Here is an 18,570-nt window from a genome sequence, read left to right as displayed (position 1 = left end):
GGAGATCAGGCTAATGAATGAATTAATAAAATTAAATACGACAGACACAGGTATGAAAACAGTGAGTGCAAGAGAATTATATTTAGGTCTAGGATTGAATAAATCTCAATGGTCAAGATGGTATACAACTAATATAGTAAATAATGAATTTTTCCATGTAGGGCACGATTTTGTAGGGGTTCGACTTGATGTCGAGGGTAATGAAACACAAGATTTTGCGATTAGCTTAGAATTTGCAAAACATATTGCAATGATGGCACGAACAGAAAAATCTCATGATTATAGAAACTATTTTATAGAATGTGAGAAAAAAGCACTTAAAGTTAAAAAATTATCACCTATGGATCAATTAAGACTTCAATATCAAGTTTTGGGAGAACATGAGGAAAAGCTTAATAAAGTTGAAAGTAAGGTAAATACTTTAGAAAATAACATGACAATAGATCATGGACAAGCGTGCAATATTAAATTAGCTGTAGATTTAGAGGTTAAGAAGTTATGTTGTGGAAATGAAAGTGCTGCATATAAAAATAAAAAACTTAGAAGTAAAGTTTATAGATATGTCTGGAGAAGTATTAAGGAGTATTTCAATATTACTGCTTATCACAATCTATTAAGAAAAGATATTGATAAAGCAATTAATTATATTAGCAGTCTAAAATTGCAAGGTGGTTTATTAAGAGAAGTCCAAGAAACTAATAATCAAATGTGCTTTAGTTAGGAGGTATAGCATGGTAATAGTAGAAGGAAAGATAAAAGGCAAAGCTCGTCCAAGAGTATTTGGTAGACATGCAGTAACACCTGAAGATACTGTTAACTATGAAAACTGGGTAAAGATTTGTTATCAACAACAGGATGGAAAACATATTGGTGGTCCAGTTAAAGCAGTAATTAATGTTTATCATAAAGTACCTAAGAGTTACACAAAGAAGAGATTAAAAGCTATAAGAGAAGGACTAGAACGTCCACAAAAGAAGCCTGATGCAGATAATGTAGCAAAGATAATATTGGATTCACTTAACAAGATAGCATTTGATGATGATAGTCAAGTTATCCAACTTATAGTTAACAAATTATGGACAGAAGAAAATGAAAGAGTGGAATTTGAATTACAGCAAGTTTAATTATTCATAAATAAACAGAATTACAAGCCTATGTCCAAGCTAACTTGCAGTATGGACAGGCTTGGTAATTCAAAAAAGGAAGTGATAAAGATAGAGGTAAATAAAATTATAAATGCTGAGTGCAAAGAGTATATGAAAACATTGCCTAATGAATGTGTAGATTTAGTTATTTTTGATCCTCCTTATTTTGAAATTGTAGATTCGGATTGGGATAATCAATGGCAAGATAAAGCGGAATATATAGAATTTATAAAAGAATGTATTTTAGAAGGTAAAAGAATATTAAAGCCAACAGGAACTATGTATCTTTGGGGAGCCATAGGAGTAAATAAAGGTTTTGCACTATTAGATATAGTTAAATGGATCCATGAAAACAAAGTATTAGATATAGTAAATTGGATAACTCAAAGAAATACAAGGATAAGGGCAACATATAAGGGTTTTCCACAAGCAAGAGAAGAGCTAATAATGTGCGTTAAAGATAGAAATAAATTTATATGGAATCCAGCTTATACAGAAATAAAGAATACTAGAAAAGATCTTCAATGTAATGGTAAACCAAGAAAGAATGAGTTTAAAAGAGCAACAGATGTATGGTGCGATTTAGCTGAAGCTAGTCAAAGCTCTAAAGAAAGATTTTATTATAAAAATGGAGAGAGATTTAAAACAGTAAAATCATTAAAAATATGTGACAGGATCATAAATGCTAGCAGCAATGAAAGAGATATAGTATTTATAGGTTTTACAGGTAGCGGTAGTGAAATAGTAAGTTGCATAAAAAATAACAGGAATTATCTTGCTACAGAAAAAAGTAAAAGGACCATAGATGAAATAATCAAACCTAGAATAGTGGAGGTACTTCATGAATGAATTAGATAGCAAATTTATAACGACAGAAGATCTAAACAACTTCACCAGTCTTATGAATGAAATGAATATATTACAAGATAATGAGTATGCAAGAGCTTATAAATTACACAAAGAAGCATTAGGAGTATATGATAGGTGGTCCAGTATTTTGTATAACATAAGAACTAACGAAAGTCGAGGAGTACCTAAAAATCCACCACTTAAAGATAGAGTAGGACAAATACTTAAGATGATAGATAACGTTTATGTAAGTTCAAGAATGGTATGGAATAAGTCCAAAGATGATATAAGCGAGGGAAGATATTAATTTTAAAATTAGGAGGATTTAACATGGAATATAAATTTTTAAATATGTGGAACAATGTAAAAACTATAGGAAATAAGGCTATTGTAGAGCAACTTAAAAATATAGATTTAGAGGTAGGACAAACATATGAAGTAAAAAAGAATACAGCTGTAAATATCTATTCAAGTGTTAGATTAAAAGTCATATCTATAAAGGAAAATGAAGTTTTATTAAAGATTGTAGATAAAAAGAGGATATAGCTATGAGCAAATTTTTAATAAATTTAAGTTACAAAGATTGCTGTATATTAAAACACGCATTAAGAGATAAATTAAAATTAAAAAAGAATGTATATGAAGGATTAAAAATGTTAGATGATTGTGACCATGGTTTTTTATCAAAAGAATCGAAAAATGAATTAAAAGAATGTGAAGAAGAAAACAAAACTTTAGAAAGATTTACAGAAGAAATAGAACGTAATAAAGAAAATCATCATATGAAAGCAAGATAAAAGAAACAAACCAAAACTAACCTGCCAGTAGAAGCAAATATCCCTGTCACAAACGTGTAACAAAACTGTAACAAGATTTAGATTGCTTTTGTTACAGGCTCTAAGTAAGTTATATCAATGCTTTGAGTCACTTTGTAAAAATGTGTAAAAATATTTTCGGTACAGCTTTTGTTACACCCTCAAACCTGCATAGTTATGCCTTTCTTTATATATATAATATAATTTGTAACAATAATATAAATATAATATATATATAACGAGAAAAATATATATTCTATATATTATATAAAGTTACACATATAAGTTTTATTTTTTTGTTACATTGGTACAAGGTAGCTTAAAACTAGTAATATCAATGGTTATAGCTGTAACAAAGTACATTTTAGTTTTGTTACAAAAGACCCTTATTTTTGTTACAGAATAAAAAAGAAGGTGATTAATATTAAAATTGATATGTTAGAAATTAAGAAAGATAGATTAAAAGAAATAGATTTACAGATTAAAAAAGCAGTAAAAAGAAAAGATTGGAATACAGTTAATAGATTAAATTCAGAAAAGAAATGTTTACTTATAGATATAAAATTTATTGAAGGAGCAAAAAATGGAAGATAGATTTAAGAAAACAGAATATCATTTATATAAATTTAAAGATATAGATAAACTTAATCAATTAGCAGATATAAAAATAAAACAACTTTTAAATGATGTATCCATTAGAGCAGTAACATATGAAGAAAAAACAGGTCCAACTAATGCATTTAATAGTTCAGTAGAAAATGAAATTATTAGACGTGATGAACATATTAAAGATAAAATAGAGCAGCTTAAAAAAGATAAAGAAAGTAGGCTTATAGAAAAGGAACTAATAACTACAACTTTAGATCTATTAGAAAATGATGAACGTAAATTAGTTGAACTTAGATATTTTTCTAAACCAACTAGAAGCTGGACAAGTATTGCACAAGATTTAAATCAATCAGTAGATAATTGCATTAAAGTTAGACGTAAAGTAATAGATAGAATAGCAGATTATATACTCTAAAGGATTATTATTATTTTATTCTTATATCTTTATTATTTTATTATTATATTATTGTAACCTTACTGTTTTCAAGGCTTCAAAGGTAATATAATGGTATTGTAGAAAGAATTCATTAAGAGTTCTTACAGGTACTAAAGATAAATCAAATGCCCTCTTATTTATTTAGACATCTATATTAATTTATAGGTGTCTTTTTAATATGTTTATTAGCTTACATAAGAGGTATTATTTTAAAAGGTAAAAGTATATTACTAATTTAATATAACTTAACAGTAAGGCTAAGAAGTGTAAAATAAGTGTAAAGAAAGAAGGTGATACCATGGCAATCGAATCTCATATAATAACTAAAGAAAAAGATAAGATGATTGATATGCTCTTAAGTGGCTTTAATATTAAAGATATTGCAGATGCATGTAAGGTATCAAGACCTACTATTTATGCATGGAAAAAGGAACCGTTAGTTATGGCTGAGCTTGAAGGACGAAGAGAACAGATAAAAAAGACAGCTCAAGACAAAATTGTATCAAACGTTACGACTTGCATTGATAATATGTATGATATGGCTAATCAAAAGACTGACCAAAGAGTTAGATTTCAAGCCAATAAGTTTATTATTGAGATGGGATTAGGCAAAGCTTCAGCTAGCACTATTGATACTTCTACTGGAGGTAATAAAGACAGTTCAACAGATACTAATACTCTTAAGAAAGAGATTGAAGAAATTAAGAGTTTTACAGTTGTTAAGTAGTATCATAATGTGTACCATGTGAGACTATTGAAAAATCAACGTACTTAAGCCATTTAAATGGAATTAAAAAGCATTTTAAAGGTATCAAAAATATATGTTGACATTTAGATACTATAAGAGGATAATGATATTATAGAAATATATTCCAAAACTAGGGGGTACCTTCTAAATTAGAAAAGGCTCAAAACCCTGTCGCCCAGTTACACAATTTCTATAGTATTTTTAAAAAGTCGAGGTGTTTAATAATGTTATATTTCGCATACCATAGAACATCAACTAAAGAGCAACATTTGGATAGAGGAATTAAGGAGATAAATGATTTTATTAATAAAGAAAAGATTAAGTTGATAAATGAAATTTATACAGATCAACAAACAGGTAAAAACTTTGATAGACCATTATATGACAAAATGATTAATGACATGAACCTTGTAAAAAAGGTTAATCCTAGTGAAGGTATTGCATTAATAATTACTGAACTTGATAGATTGGGTAGGAATAAACAACTTATTCTAAAAGAAATAAGAAAGATGCAGGATAACGGAATTAGATTAATGGTTTTAGAAATCCCAACAACTCTTGCAGAGCTCCCAAGTGATAGTTCCATTGCTACTATGATAATGGAAACTATTAATAATATGCTTATTGAAATGTATGCTTCATTTGCTCAGGCTGAATTGGAGAAAAAAGAAAAAAGACAACGTGAAGGTATTGCAGCTAAAAAGGCTAGAGGTGAATGGGATGATTATGGTAGACCAAGAGCATTAGAGTTTGATAAATTCTCTAAAGAATATAAAAGAGTACTTAGTGGTGATATTAGACCATTTGAATGCATGAAATTACTAGGAATAACTAAGCCAACTTATTATAGGTATGCTAAAGAGTATAATGAAAATTTTAAATAATACAAAAGCACTTATTTTTTATAGTAAGTGCTTTTGTTATATTTCAATTATAATGTTTTTTTGAATTTTAAAGTACTTCAATAGAGGTTTATTTGTTTTTATTTTGTTAAAGAAAAATTTTTTTTCTTTAAATATATAGGCTTTAAGACAAGCTGTATAAAAAATAGACAAAACTTTACGAACAAATTCTTCTACAGTAATTAAAGATGCAATAAAGTTTATTAAGTCAATAATTTTTTTCATAAAAACACCTCAATTAAGTTTAATTCTAATTTTATTATTGCCAATATATTAATTAGTATTCATTAAAAAGGATTATAACTCTTTCTGTAGAATATTGTATTTTATGGAAAGGTGGTAGGTTTATGAACCATATGGGCAAATATTCTCATTTAAAACATTGTGCAAATAAATTAGATTATTGTGATAAAGCAAAAAAAATAATAAATGAATTAGATATAAATAATTACAATTTTGAACATGCTTTTTGTTATTTTCAAAATTTATTTACAAATACTAATGTATCTTTATTTGGATTTTTTGATGATTATGTAGTAAAAGTTTCGTTTGATGAAGACAGTCAAACTGTAAAAATTACTAAATGTAATAAAATTGATATTACAAGTATTCAATATGAACGACAAAGAACAAATGCTTTTAATTTAATATTTAATATGAATGGAGAAAATTGTGAATTAAATTCTATTAAAGATAATAATGATGTTGAAATACAAATAAATTATTATAATGATTTGATTAAGGATATCATAAATTATTTTAATGGTACAATAATTTAATTTTTTAGTGAAAGGAGTGATAAAGCTTGAAAATTCCATATGATTTCCCTAGTGATGAAGCTAGAAACAAATGGCTGCTTTATCACTTTCTAAAAAAATCATATACTGATATAGGTATAGATGATAAAAAAGCAGAAAAATTAACGGATAGTAGAATATTAGAAAACTCTAAGAATTTGTTTGGGTACCATGGATTAGCATGGCAACTCGGAGCAATTGACTTAGAGTTTTTTTGTATGTATTTTATGCAAGATATTTACCTTCCCAAAGAAGATAATGCAGCAGCTCCACTCGCTGATGTTCATGAAGAGCTTTGGAAAGATATTCAGGATAGTATTATTGGTAATGGTCCTGAACAATTAGGAAGAGTTCTTCCTAGAGGTACTGGAAAAAGTGCTTTTGGTACATTAGGACCTACTTGTTGGTCAGTAGCATATAAACATAAAACATATGTGCTGATTTGCTCAGATATAGGCTCTACGGCTGAAAAGTTCATAAAAGATATAAAGGATAATATGATTGAGAATCCTTATATTGAGCAGGCATTTGGTAAGTTACTAGATGATAAGAATAGAAACTTTATTTGTAATGCTACTCAATTAGAATTTGTTAATAAAACTTTTGTTGAAGCTATTTCATCTACTTCACCGATGAGAGGTAGAAAATATAAGAATGTTAGACCAGATCTTATAATTCTTGATGATTACCAATCTGAAGATGATTGTAGAACAGAAGAAGCTAGAGAAAAGAAGTGGAAAAGATATTCTGATGATGTTAAGTTTGCTAAGCAAAGACCAGTAAAACGTGATGGCAAGATAGTTAAAAAAGGTACTGTTCTAATGGCTTGGGGAACTCAACAACATAAGGAATGCTTTTATTCTAGGTTACTTAAATCACCTACATGGAAATTTAAAAAGTATAAAGGTGTTTTGGTAGATGATGTTGATGAATATTTCAATACTGGTTTATGGCTAGAATTTAAGAATATATTAAATGACTTTAAGAATCCGGATCACTTAGAAGATGCTAAAGAATTTTATTATAAGCATGAAAAAGAAATGCAATTTAAAACCCTTTGGAGTGAATTTTGGAGTTGCTTGGAATTAGCATTAGATTATTATGAAAATCCTAACTCTTTTAAGCAAGAAGTTCAGGGGGACGTTGATTGTATAGGCGAAAAGTGGTTCAAGTCAATGCATACTGAAATTAGAAAAGTGATTGAAACGCATGACTTTACTAAAACTATGCTTATTGTAGACCCTGCATCTGGTGGAGGACGTAAAAATGACTATAGCGCTTATATGGTAGGTTCAACTGCTGCTAATGGATTTAAATACTGTAGAAAAGGTGAACTTGCTAAGATTAATGCAAGACAGGAGTTTGATAAGTATATAGATCACATGATTGAATTATTACTGGAATATCAAGATGCAACTCATGTAAGTATTGAAAAAAATACTTTTAATGGAGCTGATGCAAATCAACTTGAAAAGAAGATTAAAGAACATCCAATACTGAAATATAGAAATATAATAATTATTAATGAATCTCAAAGAAAAAATAAAGATGATAAAATCTCAACTATAGTTCCTTTCGTTAATCGAGGGGAATTTATTTTTTGCTCTGAAGATGAAGAATTTAATAATCAATTTATGGAGTTTGCAGGTCAAAAGTATACCTTACATGATGATGCTGCTGACGTTACATCTGAATTTTGGTTAAAAGTTGATGAAATAAAAGCACCAGTAGTTGTACAAATATTTGATAGGTCAGCACTGTTTTAGAAAGGTGGTGGTAAATTGGGATTTATAGAAAAAAACATTGAATTGTTGAATAATATTAAAGGCGACTTTGAAGCTAAAAAGATTCTTTATGATAAAATATACGATTATTGTGTTACTGGTAAATCAGAAGCCTATAAAGAATATAAACATAATCCTAAAAGAAGTAATCTAAAGGTTAGAACAAATTTTATTAAGAAGTTTATTAAAGAAGAAGTTGCTTATCTAGTAAGTAATAAAATCACTTATACAAGTAAAACTGATAATAAAGAAGAATTGGACTTTTTAGAGAATAAAACAGCTCACTGGGATAAAAACCATGAAAAAATGCTACTTAGAGATATGCTTTCTTTTGGTAGTGTATATGAGCTTTATTATACCAATAAGAAGAATGATGAATTATTGTTTAATGCTAAGATTGTAAATCCACGTGATGGTTATGTATTAGCTGATGATTTTGGAAATATATCAATGTTTTTTAGATTTTATAAGAAGAAATTTGATACTAAGCAATACATTGATATTTATACACCAGAATACATATATCATGTTGATGAAAGCTTTAATAAAGTTGATGAACCAACTATAAATAGCTTTGGAGAGGTTCCAGTAAGAATAGGAACTGTAAGCCAGTATAAAGAACAAGATACACTATTTAATGAACTTAAAGATTTACAAGATGCATTTGAAACAAATTTATCTGATATTGTAAATGAAATATCAGACTATAGATTAGCTTATTTGATTTTTTCTGGGTGTCAAATTGATACAACTAAAAAAGATGAACATGGAAAGACACAACTTGATCATTTAAAAGAAAAAGGTGCTATATCTGTAAGTGAAAAAGATGGAAAAATCTATTTTTTAACTAAAGAGATAAATGATACTTTTGTACAAAATACATTAAATACTCTTAAGAAAAATATGTATGAAATATCTAATCATATTGATACTAATGAAAAATTACAAAGTAATTTAAGTGGTAGTGCTATTAGAAATAGACTTATAGGCTTAGAACAAAGAGTAAAGGATAGTGAGGGTAGTATGAAAAATATTATCCAAGGTAGACTTTATTTTTTATTTAAGCTATTTAATAAAGTTGAAAATCTTGATTATGACTATAGGGACATATCAGCCAAGTTTACTTTAAATATCCCACAAGATGATTTAGTTATGGCACAAATTATATCACAATTGCCGGAAGGAATACTTTCTAAGCAAACATCAAGAAACTTATTTAGCTTTATGTATAACTCAGATAGAGAAGAGGAACTTTGTGAAGCTGATAAAAAGAAAGAATCAGAAAATGAAGTAGATCTTGATAAGGTAGTTGGTGCAAATGAGTAAGAAACTTACTAAAGAACAACAACTTTATATTGATAAGCAATTAGAGTTTGCAGAAAAGTTATATGATAAAGTTGATGAAGAGCTCCAGGAACCATATAAGCAGCAGAAAAGTAATAGGGATGATATTTTAAATGAAATAGCTAAAATAATGCTGTCTTATACCATTACTGATAGTACATTATCTATTGGAAGCATTGAAAAGCAAAAATTAAAAGAAAAGCTAAGTAAATTTATTAGAGATAAAATTCAGAATGAGCTTATTGATGAAACTAATTTAACTGATAAACTCTTAAAATCTACTGGCAAAGAAAAATATAATATTAACAACTATTTGCATGATATAGGAATGAACACTAGTTGGGATATTAAGCCTGTAGACGATGTAACTTTAAATAATGTAATTAATACTAAAGTGGATAATAAGTTATGGAGTGACAGGTTATGGGATAATAAAAATGATCTTCAAAAAGATTTGCAATTAGAAATTAATAATTTTCTTGATGGAAAAACTAGTGTTAATGAAATTGAAGCTAAAATTAAGAAAAAATGCAATTCTAATGCATATAATACTAAAAGGTTAGTGCAGGATAATGTTGCTAGGGTACAAGAATCTATTAATGATGTTTGGAGAGAGGACCACAATGTAAAATATGTGCTTTACATGGCTACTTTATGTGGAAATACTTGTGCTGATTGTAGACAATATGATGGCAAAGATTATCCTATCCATAAAAAGCCTATCTCATTACCTCAGCATTGTTTTTGCAGATGCACTTATGTAAATATACCTAATTCTGATTGGCGACCTAAAATGCGACTTGATAACGAGACTAAGGAAAAGATTAATTGGCAATCTTATGAAGAGTGGATGATTAATTATAATAATGGATTAGACAATGATAATAAATTATTAAATATTCCAGAAAAAACACTCAAACATGTTTATGAAGGTGATTTTACTAATCCAAAGAATCCTAAAAAAATAAAACCTGGAGAAATACGATTAAAAAGTGGAGGTCATAGTCAAAAATCGATTGAACTTTTAATTGATAAAAAAATAGAGTATAATATTGTAAAAGAATATGCTAATGGTGTTAGAGTTGGTAATGTCCCAAATCATAAATTAAATGCTAAACAGACTGGTACAGGTCAAGCTTGGTTCCCAGAAAATTGGACAGATAAAGATATTCAAAAAGCTGCTGAGTATGTAGCAAATTTAAAAGATAAAAAGAAATATATATTACAGCATAATAAATTTAATGAAAATGTCATAAGTATATTTAAATTTGCAAATTATAATAATGTTACAGTTGGAGTTTGTTATGATTGTACATTAAAAAAAATAACAACAATTTTCCCAGATGAGAGTCAAAGAATGTTAGGAAGTGAATAAGGTATGATCGATGAAAATAAAATATTTAGTAATTTAGAATATATAGAGGCTATGAATCAACATGGTGCATCTCCTAATCTTGATGAATATTGGAATGAGATTGTAAATATGCTTAGTGAGGATTTGAAAAAAACAAAAGAATTTTTTAATAAATGTACTGAACATCAAATATGGTATATGGCTGGATATTTTGAGGATATATCATATAATTTTAAAAGTGATGAATTTATAAAAATTCTTGAAGAACTTGAAAAAAAATATCCCAATATAGATATAAAACAAGATATTCAATGGGCTAAAGATGCAATAGAAGAATAAGCACTTACTTAGAAAAATGAGTAGGTGCTTTTGTATTATGATATAATTTATTTAGAGGTGGTTATATGGAGAATTTTAAAACTATATATGATTTATTGAAGGGAAATACATTTCAAGATATACAAAAATATTTAGGTACTAAAATAGAAAAGGTATATATTGAAAGTATTGAGTTAATACCTATAGGTCATTATTCAGAATGTAAAATAACATATCATTCATCAAAAGAAGGTTATAGGGATTATGATGGCGAAAAATGTCTAGTTATTCCAGCAAATACACCAATAGATATGTTGGTTACGCTTTTTGAATTATCAAAAGAACATATTATATAAATTTAGCATTTACTTAGATAGTAAGTGCTTTTATTATGCAAAAATTTAAGGAGATATGCTATGAAAGTAGAAATATTAATGAAAAGTGGAAATGTATATATTCAAGAAATGGATAAAGCTAAAGATATACAAGACGTTTATGTACAATTACATTTAAATTATGATGGACTTATGATTTTAGATAATAATACAATAATAAATCTTTCAGAGGTTGCAGAAGTTAAAATTATTAATAATGACAATAAATCAACTAAAGAACAGGATTTTAATATAAGTCTAAATGTTAATTTACACGTAGATATAGATGAAGTTATGAAAGGATTAACAGAAAAACTTAAAGCTTTTAACAAAGAAAGGAATATGGTGATCTAATATTTAAGTCTAACATTATAGGCTTATTTTTATTTTAGGAGGAATTGAAAGATGAAAGAACTAAACACTATTCAAAAGAGAGAAAAATTAAATAAGGTATTTGCTACTGATGAAATAGGTCCTGGAGGTGCTAATCATAAATACTTAATAGTTTCAGATGTTGGTTTACAAGTTCCTAAAGAACAAAAGATAGTATTCCAAAAAGGTGCTAGAAAAGAAGAAAACTCACAACATGGTGTAATTGACACTGATCTATTGGAAATTGTAAGAGATAGACTAAAGAGTTTTCAAGCTGGACCATTTTCAAGTAGAGAAAATGCATGTGCATTAACTCATATTGAAGAAGCTTTAATGTGGATGAATAGAAGAGTAGAAGATAGAATTGAAAGAAATGTATTAGGAAGGAATGAAAAATAATGAATAAGTATATTGGAACTAAATTAATAGAAGCAAAAGAAATGAATTTAGGAGATTATAATAAATTCAAAGGGTGGACTATTCCAGAAAATGAAGACCCAAAAACAAAAGGGTATATGGTTAAGTATTCAGATGATTATATTTCATGGTCACCTAAAGATGTATTTGAAAAATCTTATCTTAAAGTAGATCATAATCCTAACTTACCTAGTGGCGTTTCAGTAGGTCAAGAAATGGTTGATGATTTTATTGTTGACTATGAAGTGTTTACTAAGAAAGATAAAATTACTATTGTTATTGCAACATTGGTAAATGGTTTTACAATTGTTGAAAGTTCTGCATGTGTAGATCCAAAGAATTATAATGAGATAATTGGCGCTGACATATGTAAGGAAAGAATAAAAAATCAAGTGTGGAATCATTTGGGATTCTTACTTCAAACGGCATATAAAGGTATTAAGTAAGCTTTAGGAATAAGGCTTTTTATTTTGCCCTTAACAAGGCATTAAACTGTTAGGAAAATAAAAGGTTTAACTATACAGGGTTAGCAATAAAACTGCATAGGGAAGGAGTTAACAATGAAAAAAACAGAATTAACAGAACTATTAAAGAATATAGCTGATGATGCTGATATAGATGAAACTATAAAAGGGAATGGTACATTAGCTAAATTATTTGAGAAGGGTTTAACTTTAGATGATGTTAAAAACTTTGTTGAAACTAATGATGATGGTAAAAAGTATCTTCAAACTTATGGGGATAAGAGAGTAACAGATGGCATTAAAACTTGGAAAGATAAGAATTTACAAACTCTTATAAATGATGAGGTTCTTAAGGCTACTGGTAAGAAGAAAACTCCAGAACAAATTAAAATTGAAGAACTTGAAAAACAATTTAATGAACAAAAGGCAAAAGCTGAAAGAGCAGAATCTATAGCTAAGTATAAAGATGTACTAGCAGAAAAGAAAATACCAATGGAAATGATTGATTATTTCTTAACTGATAATGAAGAAACAACTAACACTAGAATTGACAATTTCAGTACTTATGTAAATGATATGGTAAGCAATGGTGTTAAAGAAAAAATTGCTGATGGTTCTTATACTCCGCCAGGTGAAAATGGAGCAGGAGAACTAACAGCAGATGATTTAGCAAAAATGATGATGTAAAAATAAAAATTAATTAAATTAGGAGAGTGATATTATGAATAAAATCGCATATGCAACATTATTTCAACAAGCTTTAGATAAACAAGCAATAGCAAAACTTACATCAGGTTGGATGGATGCTAATGCAGGACAAGTAAAATACAATGGTGGTAAGGAAGTAAAGATTCCTAAAATTTCTATGGATGGTTTAGGTGATTATAGTAGATCTAGTGGTTTTACAGATGGAGCAGTAACTTTAGAGTATGAAACAAAAACAATGACAATGGATAGAGGTAGATCATTTATGTTAGATTCTCAAGATGTTGACGAATCTAATTTTGTTGCTAATGCTACTAATGTTATGGGACAATTCCAAGCAACTAAGGTAGTTCCAGAGATTGATGCTTACAGATATTCTAAAATTGCAAGTTTAGCAATAGAAGCTACTACAGCAAAAGACTCAAAAGTTGTACTTGCTACTGGTGGTAATGTTATTACTTCATCTAATGCTTTTGCACTTTTAAAAGCTGATATAGCAGCTATAGAAGATGTTGTAGGAGAAATTCCATTAGTTATAACAATGTCTGCAACAATTGCTTCACTATTAGACCAAGATGTAGCTATTAGTAAGCATCTAGATGTTACAAACTTTGAAAAAGGTGGTATTTCAACTAAGGTTAGAAGTCTTGATGGAAACCCAATAATTAAAGTACCTAGTGGAAGATTGAAAACAGCATATACTTTCTTTGATGGTGTTACAGATGGACAAAAGATAGGTGGATTTAAAGCAGCAGATAATGCTAAAAATATAAACTGGATTATTACTCCTTTAACAGCACCAATAGCAGTAAATAAAACTGAAAAAGTAAGAATCTTTGATCCTAATGTTAACCAAAATGCTGATGCATGGAAACTTGATTATAGAAAATACCATGACTTATGGATTATGGATGAAGCACTTAAGCTTTGCAGAGTAAATATTAAAGAAGCTTTAGTTTAGGATTAGGTATAATGCCTGGTCCTTTTTAGTGGAAAGGATGATAAACATGCATAAATTGCAGAAATTAAATGTTATTAAAATAGTTGATAATGAAAATAGCAAGGATAAGTTAATAACACAAGGCTATAAAGTAGTTAATGAAATAAATGATGTTCAAAGTATTGATTATTCAGCATTGACAGTTGATAAACTTAAAGAAATTACAAAGGAAAAAGGATTAGAAGGCTATTCCAATATGAAAAAAGAAGAGTTAGTTGCTGCATTAAAGGAACTTGATAATGTTAAATGATATTAAAACATTACTTGGAATAAAAACAGAAAATGATGATCCTAAATTAAAACTATATATTAGCATGGCAATAACTCTCATAAAGAAATATTTAAATAATGATAATTTTGATAATAGCTATATTGAAGAAAATTTCAGTATGGCTATTATTTTAATTGTTTCTAATGCTTATGAATATAAAAAGAGTGGCAATAAAGGAAATATAAAATCGATTAGTCAAGGCGCTAGAAATGTTGCGTATGGGGACAACACAGCATTTTGTATAACTGATGATGTTAAAGCATTATTACCAGTTCCATATATTAAGATGTTTTATTAGGGGTGATAGCATGGATTGGTTTTATGATAAAGAAATTAATATTTACACCTATAAAGACTATGAGGATAAACATGGAATAACGAGAGATGGCTATATAAAAGCAAGTAATGAACCTTACTTAGTGGATATTCAGCCATACTCTGCTGAGAAATGCAAACAAGATTATGGATATGATATTGAGTGTACTAAAAGAGTTTTTTCTGATATTTATGGGAAAATAACCGAAAGTGTTGTTATTGAGTATAGAAATAAGTTTTATTCTATACAAAAAATAATTGAATGGGATGATTATTTAGAACTTATGATACTGGAATCTAAGGAAGATATAAAGATTATTGAAACTGGGGTTGAGAGTAATGGATAGTACAAGTACATTCGGATTTGAAGAATTTATTAATAAAATAAATGAAGCACAACAACAATTAAATAATGTTATAGATGAAACTTTAATTGAGGGTTCAATAGAAGGTGTTGCTGAAATTCAAGCTAGAACTTCAGTGAAAACAGGAAATTTAAGAAGGTCTGCAACTACTGGAAAAGTTGAAGTAGAGAGTAATATTCATTCTATTAAAGTTGGATATGACTCAAATCAAGCACCTTACGCTGATGCTTATGAGAATGGTCATAAACAAGAAGTAGGAAAATATGTTCCTTCTATTGGTAAAAAGCTTGTTAAAGAGTTTGTACCAGGAAAGCATACAGTAAGAGATAGTTTAACTATAGTACAATCAGAATTACCGGAAAGGTTAAGAAGAAAGATAGGTGATGCATTTAAATGATTGAAAATGTGGAACTTTTATATAGTGTATGTAAAACATTAAAAGATAGGTTTCCTAAAAACAATATTTTTATTGATGATAATAAAGAGGAAATAACAGTTCCAACTTTTAATGTTAAAATCAAACCTTTAAAAAGTACTAATCATTTTGGCTCAAGAAAAAAGCTTAATAATATTTATATAACTTTTGTGGAAGATGTTAAAACACAAGAAAATTCATTACAAATGGTTGATAATTTAACTGAGCTGTTTGATGAATGTATATATGTTAAATCAAGAGCATTACCAATATTAAATAAAGATATAGATAACAATGATGATTGCCTTAATTTTATGATGACCTTAAATTTTTATGATGGAAAGGCTGAACCTATTCCTGAAACTCCAGATGCAACTTATGATAAGCTTATGGGGATTTTAAAATTAAATATTATTGATTAAAGACTAGTTTTTAATTATAACTGGTCTTATTTTTATGCACAAAATTAGAAAGGAGAGATGTGTATGGCAACAAACAATACTATGCATGGTACTAAGTTTACAGTACAGGCATTAGCAGAGACAGCCAATATAAGAGCAAAACATGGAGTGCTTTTTCTAATTCTAGATGATCTAGCTGTAACTCCAGGAGTATATCAATATTCCAAATTAAAAAAAGTTGTTGAAAAATATGAAGAAAAGAATAAATCTCTTATAAGTACAATTTTTGCTGATTATGGAGTTAAAACATTAATAGTATCTGTTGGACACGCTGAAAGTGGACTAACTGGCTCTTTAGATAAATCACTTTCATTACTTAATAAAATAAATGAAAACGGATGGTTAGCAGTACCACAAATTAAAACAGATGAGGATAAAAAGAAGGTAGCAGATTTTGTTAAATCTCAAAGAAAAGAAGAGGACTATCAAATAAAAGCTGTACTTTACAATTATAAAAGTAATTTTGAAGGTATAGTAAATTTTACTGGAAAAGATTTGGGAGATATTTCTCCAGAAGAATATACAATACAAACAGCAGCTACATTGTGTACTTTGGGTGCAAATGAAGCAATCACAAACCATATTGCAAAGAATGTTAAAAGCTGTGATGTGAAAGCAGATAATAACGATTGCGTATCTAATGGGGAATTATTTTTATATAACAATGGTACTAATATTGTTTACTCAAGGGGTGTAAATTCACTTGAGGTTATTGAAAATTCACAATCAGAAGCACTATCTAAAATCAGAATCATTGAAACTATGGATCTTGTAAAATCAGATTCTAATAAGATATTTGAATCACATTATTTAGGTAGATTAGGAAACTCATATAAAAATAGAAAAACATTAACAAATGAGTTGAATTCTTATTTAAAAACATTAAGTAATGAAGGTTACTTGAGTAACGATGAAGAATCCTTTGCTGAATTAGATGCTGAAGCAACTAGAAGATATCTAGAAAGTAAAGGCATTAATACTGATGAAATGAAGGATGAAGAAGTTCTAAAAGCCAAAACAGGAAGTTATGTATTTATAAAAATTACACTGAAGATTATGGATTGTATTGAAGATATTCATATCTGCCTTCAATATGAGACTTAGAAAGGAGTTGGTTAAATGGGACAAAAATTAAACCCTTATGACGTTATTAGAACCAATAAGGGGTATATAAAGATTAACGGCATAGAACTTGCAGAATTAAAAGAGTGTGAAATAAGCATAGAACCTAACACTAAGAATTTACCACTTATGAATTCGGCTACAGATGCAGAAGTAACTATGAGCTATAAATGTACTATATCTTTTAAACTCAATAAGAGATATAGCCGATTTAAACCAGCAGTATTAGAAGCAGCAAAGAAACTGCAAAATTTTATTTTTGACTTTGAAGCAACAAATTATACTCCTGACGAGGAGGAAGAAGAAAGCATTGCTATAACAAAGGCGTGGATTAAAGGTAAAACAACATTAATGAAGCTGGCTAGTGAAAATAATTTTGCAGAAGACAGCTTTGAAGCAGGATTTATGATTGAAAATGCTGACTATACAAATACTATAGATGATGGAGAAGATTGGTAGAGTAAAACTTTAATACTCTACCTTTTAATTTAAAATTGAAAGGATGATTGTGATGAATAATAATTTAGAAATAAAAAACGAAGAAGTAAAAATAGAGGATTATGTATTAACAATTGATGATATTATAAATAAAAAAGATATGTTAAGAGAACAGGCAACAGAAATACATACGTGTGGAATATATTGTAAGAAACTTAGAGGATCATTAATAGCTCATGAATTAGATAAAGGTGATTTAGCAGATGCTAGGGCCAAAATGAAAGATGACTACGAATCTGGAATTCAATATATGATTTATCTTAGTATTGACTATTTACAAGATTCTAAGGTATTAGAAGCTTATGAATGCAAAACTAATTCACATAAAATAGTAAAAAAGTTATTTCCACGAGAAAATGAATTGATTGCAGTATCAGAAATAATAATGGAACTTAATGGATTAAGTGAATTAAAACCAGGGGAAATCCTTAAGAAAGAAATTGAAGATCTAAAAAACTAATTATGTCCGAAGATGGTGAGCAAATTGATATAGAACTTTATATGATGGCTCATTATCTTCAACATGGACATACTTTAAAGGAATTATGTAATTTATCAGAACTAGAAAAATCATTTTATATTGCTAGTATGCTGATAATGAAAAAACAAGAAACGGATAATAATATAGCATTAGCAGAATATACAGGCAAATTAGCCAATCAATTTAGTGCTAAAAAGTAAAAAGGAGGG

The 18,570-nt window shown here is 28.2% G+C and carries 31 protein-coding genes; 30 read left to right on the top strand and 1 reads right to left on the bottom strand.

Annotated features, from left to right (window positions below):
* Positions 1-13 precede the first annotated feature (13 nt).
* The 10 genes from KYD98_RS02730 (at position 14) to KYD98_RS02685 (ending at position 5,486) form a co-directional block, all read left to right on the top strand.
* Positions 14-721, top strand: a complete 708-nt coding sequence (locus tag KYD98_RS02730) for an ORF6C domain-containing protein (protein ID WP_219778058.1) — start codon at positions 14-16, stop codon at positions 719-721.
* A gap of 10 nt (positions 722-731) precedes the next feature.
* On the top strand, positions 732-1,124 hold the full coding sequence (locus tag KYD98_RS02725; protein ID WP_219778057.1) for a RusA family crossover junction endodeoxyribonuclease: 393 nt from the start codon (positions 732-734) through the stop codon (positions 1,122-1,124).
* Positions 1,125-1,154: 30 nt separating this feature from the next.
* Positions 1,155-1,994: a DNA-methyltransferase gene (locus KYD98_RS02720; protein WP_219778056.1), complete on the top strand. Its 840-nt coding sequence runs from the start codon at positions 1,155-1,157 to the stop codon at positions 1,992-1,994.
* Positions 1,987-2,301 (top strand): hypothetical protein, encoded by a 315-nt coding sequence (locus KYD98_RS02715; protein ID WP_219778055.1) that lies wholly within the window; start codon positions 1,987-1,989, stop codon positions 2,299-2,301. The genes KYD98_RS02720 and KYD98_RS02715 overlap by 8 nt, the downstream gene beginning before the upstream one ends.
* A gap of 23 nt (positions 2,302-2,324) precedes the next feature.
* Positions 2,325-2,540, top strand: a complete 216-nt coding sequence (locus KYD98_RS02710; protein ID WP_219778054.1) for a hypothetical protein — start codon at positions 2,325-2,327, stop codon at positions 2,538-2,540.
* A gap of 2 nt (positions 2,541-2,542) precedes the next feature.
* Positions 2,543-2,791 (top strand): hypothetical protein, encoded by a 249-nt coding sequence (locus KYD98_RS02705; protein ID WP_219778053.1) that lies wholly within the window; start codon positions 2,543-2,545, stop codon positions 2,789-2,791.
* A gap of 432 nt (positions 2,792-3,223) precedes the next feature.
* Positions 3,224-3,403, top strand: a complete 180-nt coding sequence (locus KYD98_RS02700) for a hypothetical protein (RefSeq protein WP_219778415.1) — start codon at positions 3,224-3,226, stop codon at positions 3,401-3,403.
* The gene (locus KYD98_RS02695) at positions 3,393-3,833 is read left to right on the top strand and encodes a DUF722 domain-containing protein (RefSeq protein ID WP_219778052.1); all 441 of its coding nucleotides are present in this window, start codon (positions 3,393-3,395) and stop codon (positions 3,831-3,833) included. Before KYD98_RS02700 ends, KYD98_RS02695 begins: the two co-directional genes overlap by 11 nt.
* A gap of 319 nt (positions 3,834-4,152) precedes the next feature.
* Positions 4,153-4,581, top strand: a complete 429-nt coding sequence (locus KYD98_RS02690; protein WP_219778051.1) for a helix-turn-helix domain-containing protein — start codon at positions 4,153-4,155, stop codon at positions 4,579-4,581.
* Positions 4,582-4,826: 245 nt separating this feature from the next.
* Positions 4,827-5,486 carry a recombinase family protein gene (locus tag KYD98_RS02685; protein ID WP_219778050.1) on the top strand — a complete coding sequence of 220 codons (660 nt, stop codon included), beginning with the start codon at positions 4,827-4,829 and terminating at the stop codon, positions 5,484-5,486.
* Between the two features lie 36 nt (positions 5,487-5,522).
* On the opposite strand, the gene KYD98_RS02680 is transcribed toward KYD98_RS02685, so the two are convergent.
* Complete coding sequence (locus KYD98_RS02680; RefSeq protein ID WP_219778049.1) at positions 5,523-5,729, bottom strand: hypothetical protein; 207 nt, start codon at positions 5,727-5,729, stop codon at positions 5,523-5,525.
* A 122-nt stretch (positions 5,730-5,851) separates the two neighbouring features.
* Between KYD98_RS02680 and KYD98_RS02675 the strand changes: the two genes are divergently transcribed.
* From KYD98_RS02675 to KYD98_RS02580, 20 genes are all read left to right on the top strand, one after another.
* A complete protein-coding gene (locus KYD98_RS02675; RefSeq protein WP_219778048.1) occupies positions 5,852-6,283 on the top strand; it encodes a hypothetical protein in 432 nt (143 codons plus the stop codon).
* Between the two features lie 26 nt (positions 6,284-6,309).
* On the top strand, positions 6,310-8,067 hold the full coding sequence (locus KYD98_RS02670; protein WP_219778047.1) for a hypothetical protein: 1,758 nt from the start codon (positions 6,310-6,312) through the stop codon (positions 8,065-8,067).
* Between the two features lie 15 nt (positions 8,068-8,082).
* A complete protein-coding gene (locus KYD98_RS02665) occupies positions 8,083-9,411 on the top strand; it encodes a phage portal protein (protein ID WP_219778046.1) in 1,329 nt (442 codons plus the stop codon).
* Positions 9,404-10,804 carry an EndoU domain-containing protein gene (locus KYD98_RS02660; RefSeq protein ID WP_219778045.1) on the top strand — a complete coding sequence of 467 codons (1,401 nt, stop codon included), beginning with the start codon at positions 9,404-9,406 and terminating at the stop codon, positions 10,802-10,804. Before KYD98_RS02665 ends, KYD98_RS02660 begins: the two co-directional genes overlap by 8 nt.
* Before the next feature lie 3 nt (positions 10,805-10,807).
* Positions 10,808-11,122 (top strand): hypothetical protein, encoded by a 315-nt coding sequence (locus tag KYD98_RS02655; RefSeq protein ID WP_219778044.1) that lies wholly within the window; start codon positions 10,808-10,810, stop codon positions 11,120-11,122.
* 65 nt (positions 11,123-11,187) lie between these two features.
* Complete coding sequence (locus KYD98_RS02650; protein WP_219778043.1) at positions 11,188-11,457, top strand: hypothetical protein; 270 nt, start codon at positions 11,188-11,190, stop codon at positions 11,455-11,457.
* 60 nt (positions 11,458-11,517) lie between these two features.
* Positions 11,518-11,829 carry a hypothetical protein gene (locus tag KYD98_RS02645; protein WP_219778042.1) on the top strand — a complete coding sequence of 104 codons (312 nt, stop codon included), beginning with the start codon at positions 11,518-11,520 and terminating at the stop codon, positions 11,827-11,829.
* 51 nt (positions 11,830-11,880) lie between these two features.
* Entirely contained in the window at positions 11,881-12,246 is a 366-nt protein-coding gene (locus tag KYD98_RS02640) for an Acb2/Tad1 domain-containing protein (RefSeq protein WP_219778041.1), read from the top strand.
* Complete coding sequence (locus KYD98_RS02635) at positions 12,246-12,710, top strand: Gp49 family protein (RefSeq protein WP_219778040.1); 465 nt, start codon at positions 12,246-12,248, stop codon at positions 12,708-12,710. The genes KYD98_RS02640 and KYD98_RS02635 overlap by 1 nt, the downstream gene beginning before the upstream one ends.
* Positions 12,711-12,824: 114 nt before the next feature.
* Positions 12,825-13,415 (top strand): DUF4355 domain-containing protein, encoded by a 591-nt coding sequence (locus KYD98_RS02630; RefSeq protein WP_219778039.1) that lies wholly within the window; start codon positions 12,825-12,827, stop codon positions 13,413-13,415.
* A 34-nt stretch (positions 13,416-13,449) separates the two neighbouring features.
* On the top strand, positions 13,450-14,394 hold the full coding sequence (locus KYD98_RS02625; protein ID WP_258049599.1) for a hypothetical protein: 945 nt from the start codon (positions 13,450-13,452) through the stop codon (positions 14,392-14,394).
* 46 nt (positions 14,395-14,440) lie between these two features.
* Entirely contained in the window at positions 14,441-14,683 is a 243-nt protein-coding gene (locus KYD98_RS02620; RefSeq protein WP_219778038.1) for a Rho termination factor N-terminal domain-containing protein, read from the top strand.
* On the top strand, positions 14,673-15,002 hold the full coding sequence (locus KYD98_RS02615; RefSeq protein WP_219778037.1) for a head-tail connector protein: 330 nt from the start codon (positions 14,673-14,675) through the stop codon (positions 15,000-15,002). The genes KYD98_RS02620 and KYD98_RS02615 overlap by 11 nt, the downstream gene beginning before the upstream one ends.
* 10 nt (positions 15,003-15,012) lie before the next feature.
* On the top strand, positions 15,013-15,366 hold the full coding sequence (locus KYD98_RS02610) for a hypothetical protein (RefSeq protein WP_219778036.1): 354 nt from the start codon (positions 15,013-15,015) through the stop codon (positions 15,364-15,366).
* Positions 15,359-15,781 carry an HK97 gp10 family phage protein gene (locus KYD98_RS02605; protein WP_219778035.1) on the top strand — a complete coding sequence of 141 codons (423 nt, stop codon included), beginning with the start codon at positions 15,359-15,361 and terminating at the stop codon, positions 15,779-15,781. The genes KYD98_RS02610 and KYD98_RS02605 overlap by 8 nt, the downstream gene beginning before the upstream one ends.
* Positions 15,778-16,221 (top strand): phage tail terminator family protein, encoded by a 444-nt coding sequence (locus KYD98_RS02600; protein WP_258049598.1) that lies wholly within the window; start codon positions 15,778-15,780, stop codon positions 16,219-16,221. Before KYD98_RS02605 ends, KYD98_RS02600 begins: the two co-directional genes overlap by 4 nt.
* Before the next feature lie 63 nt (positions 16,222-16,284).
* Positions 16,285-17,364 (top strand): phage tail sheath C-terminal domain-containing protein, encoded by a 1,080-nt coding sequence (locus tag KYD98_RS02595; protein ID WP_219778034.1) that lies wholly within the window; start codon positions 16,285-16,287, stop codon positions 17,362-17,364.
* 15 nt (positions 17,365-17,379) lie between these two features.
* The gene (locus KYD98_RS02590) at positions 17,380-17,841 is read left to right on the top strand and encodes a phage tail tube protein (RefSeq protein WP_219778033.1); all 462 of its coding nucleotides are present in this window, start codon (positions 17,380-17,382) and stop codon (positions 17,839-17,841) included.
* A gap of 52 nt (positions 17,842-17,893) precedes the next feature.
* The gene (locus KYD98_RS02585) at positions 17,894-18,340 is read left to right on the top strand and encodes a hypothetical protein (RefSeq protein WP_219778032.1); all 447 of its coding nucleotides are present in this window, start codon (positions 17,894-17,896) and stop codon (positions 18,338-18,340) included.
* 2 nt (positions 18,341-18,342) lie between these two features.
* Positions 18,343-18,561, top strand: coding sequence for a hypothetical protein (locus tag KYD98_RS02580; protein ID WP_219778031.1), 219 nt, complete (start codon positions 18,343-18,345; stop codon positions 18,559-18,561).
* Positions 18,562-18,570 lie beyond the last annotated feature (9 nt).

This window comes from Clostridium weizhouense (assembly GCF_019431045.1).
GTDB lineage: Bacteria > Bacillota > Clostridia > Clostridiales > Clostridiaceae > Clostridium > Clostridium weizhouense.
The sequence above is the reverse complement of the archived record's forward strand: the minus strand, read 5'-3'. Positions and strand labels throughout refer to the sequence as shown.

Coding starts and splice junctions, on each gene's coding strand:
- KYD98_RS02725 (WP_219778057.1), top strand. CDS start 732: ATGGTAATAGTAGAAGGAAAGATAAAAGGCAAAGCTCGTCCAAGAGTA.
- KYD98_RS02730 (WP_219778058.1), top strand. CDS start 14: ATGAATGAATTAATAAAATTAAATACGACAGACACAGGTATGAAAACA.
- KYD98_RS02610 (WP_219778036.1), top strand. CDS start 15,013: ATGGATTGGTTTTATGATAAAGAAATTAATATTTACACCTATAAAGAC.
- KYD98_RS02590 (WP_219778033.1), top strand. CDS start 17,380: ATGGGACAAAAATTAAACCCTTATGACGTTATTAGAACCAATAAGGGG.
- KYD98_RS02720 (WP_219778056.1), top strand. CDS start 1,155: ATGTCCAAGCTAACTTGCAGTATGGACAGGCTTGGTAATTCAAAAAAG.
- KYD98_RS02650 (WP_219778043.1), top strand. CDS start 11,188: ATGGAGAATTTTAAAACTATATATGATTTATTGAAGGGAAATACATTT.
- KYD98_RS02585 (WP_219778032.1), top strand. CDS start 17,894: ATGAATAATAATTTAGAAATAAAAAACGAAGAAGTAAAAATAGAGGAT.
- KYD98_RS02595 (WP_219778034.1), top strand. CDS start 16,285: ATGGCAACAAACAATACTATGCATGGTACTAAGTTTACAGTACAGGCA.
- KYD98_RS02635 (WP_219778040.1), top strand. CDS start 12,246: ATGAATAAGTATATTGGAACTAAATTAATAGAAGCAAAAGAAATGAAT.
- KYD98_RS02660 (WP_219778045.1), top strand. CDS start 9,404: ATGAGTAAGAAACTTACTAAAGAACAACAACTTTATATTGATAAGCAA.
- KYD98_RS02710 (WP_219778054.1), top strand. CDS start 2,325: ATGGAATATAAATTTTTAAATATGTGGAACAATGTAAAAACTATAGGA.
- KYD98_RS02630 (WP_219778039.1), top strand. CDS start 12,825: ATGAAAAAAACAGAATTAACAGAACTATTAAAGAATATAGCTGATGAT.
- KYD98_RS02695 (WP_219778052.1), top strand. CDS start 3,393: ATGGAAGATAGATTTAAGAAAACAGAATATCATTTATATAAATTTAAA.
- KYD98_RS02605 (WP_219778035.1), top strand. CDS start 15,359: ATGGATAGTACAAGTACATTCGGATTTGAAGAATTTATTAATAAAATA.
- KYD98_RS02625 (WP_258049599.1), top strand. CDS start 13,450: ATGAATAAAATCGCATATGCAACATTATTTCAACAAGCTTTAGATAAA.
- KYD98_RS02675 (WP_219778048.1), top strand. CDS start 5,852: ATGAACCATATGGGCAAATATTCTCATTTAAAACATTGTGCAAATAAA.
- KYD98_RS02680 (WP_219778049.1), bottom strand. CDS start 5,729: ATGAAAAAAATTATTGACTTAATAAACTTTATTGCATCTTTAATTACT.
- KYD98_RS02600 (WP_258049598.1), top strand. CDS start 15,778: ATGATTGAAAATGTGGAACTTTTATATAGTGTATGTAAAACATTAAAA.
- KYD98_RS02615 (WP_219778037.1), top strand. CDS start 14,673: ATGTTAAATGATATTAAAACATTACTTGGAATAAAAACAGAAAATGAT.
- KYD98_RS02705 (WP_219778053.1), top strand. CDS start 2,543: ATGAGCAAATTTTTAATAAATTTAAGTTACAAAGATTGCTGTATATTA.
- KYD98_RS02685 (WP_219778050.1), top strand. CDS start 4,827: ATGTTATATTTCGCATACCATAGAACATCAACTAAAGAGCAACATTTG.
- KYD98_RS02640 (WP_219778041.1), top strand. CDS start 11,881: ATGAAAGAACTAAACACTATTCAAAAGAGAGAAAAATTAAATAAGGTA.
- KYD98_RS02690 (WP_219778051.1), top strand. CDS start 4,153: ATGGCAATCGAATCTCATATAATAACTAAAGAAAAAGATAAGATGATT.
- KYD98_RS02645 (WP_219778042.1), top strand. CDS start 11,518: ATGAAAGTAGAAATATTAATGAAAAGTGGAAATGTATATATTCAAGAA.
- KYD98_RS02620 (WP_219778038.1), top strand. CDS start 14,441: ATGCATAAATTGCAGAAATTAAATGTTATTAAAATAGTTGATAATGAA.
- KYD98_RS02580 (WP_219778031.1), top strand. CDS start 18,343: ATGTCCGAAGATGGTGAGCAAATTGATATAGAACTTTATATGATGGCT.
- KYD98_RS02715 (WP_219778055.1), top strand. CDS start 1,987: ATGAATGAATTAGATAGCAAATTTATAACGACAGAAGATCTAAACAAC.
- KYD98_RS02655 (WP_219778044.1), top strand. CDS start 10,808: ATGATCGATGAAAATAAAATATTTAGTAATTTAGAATATATAGAGGCT.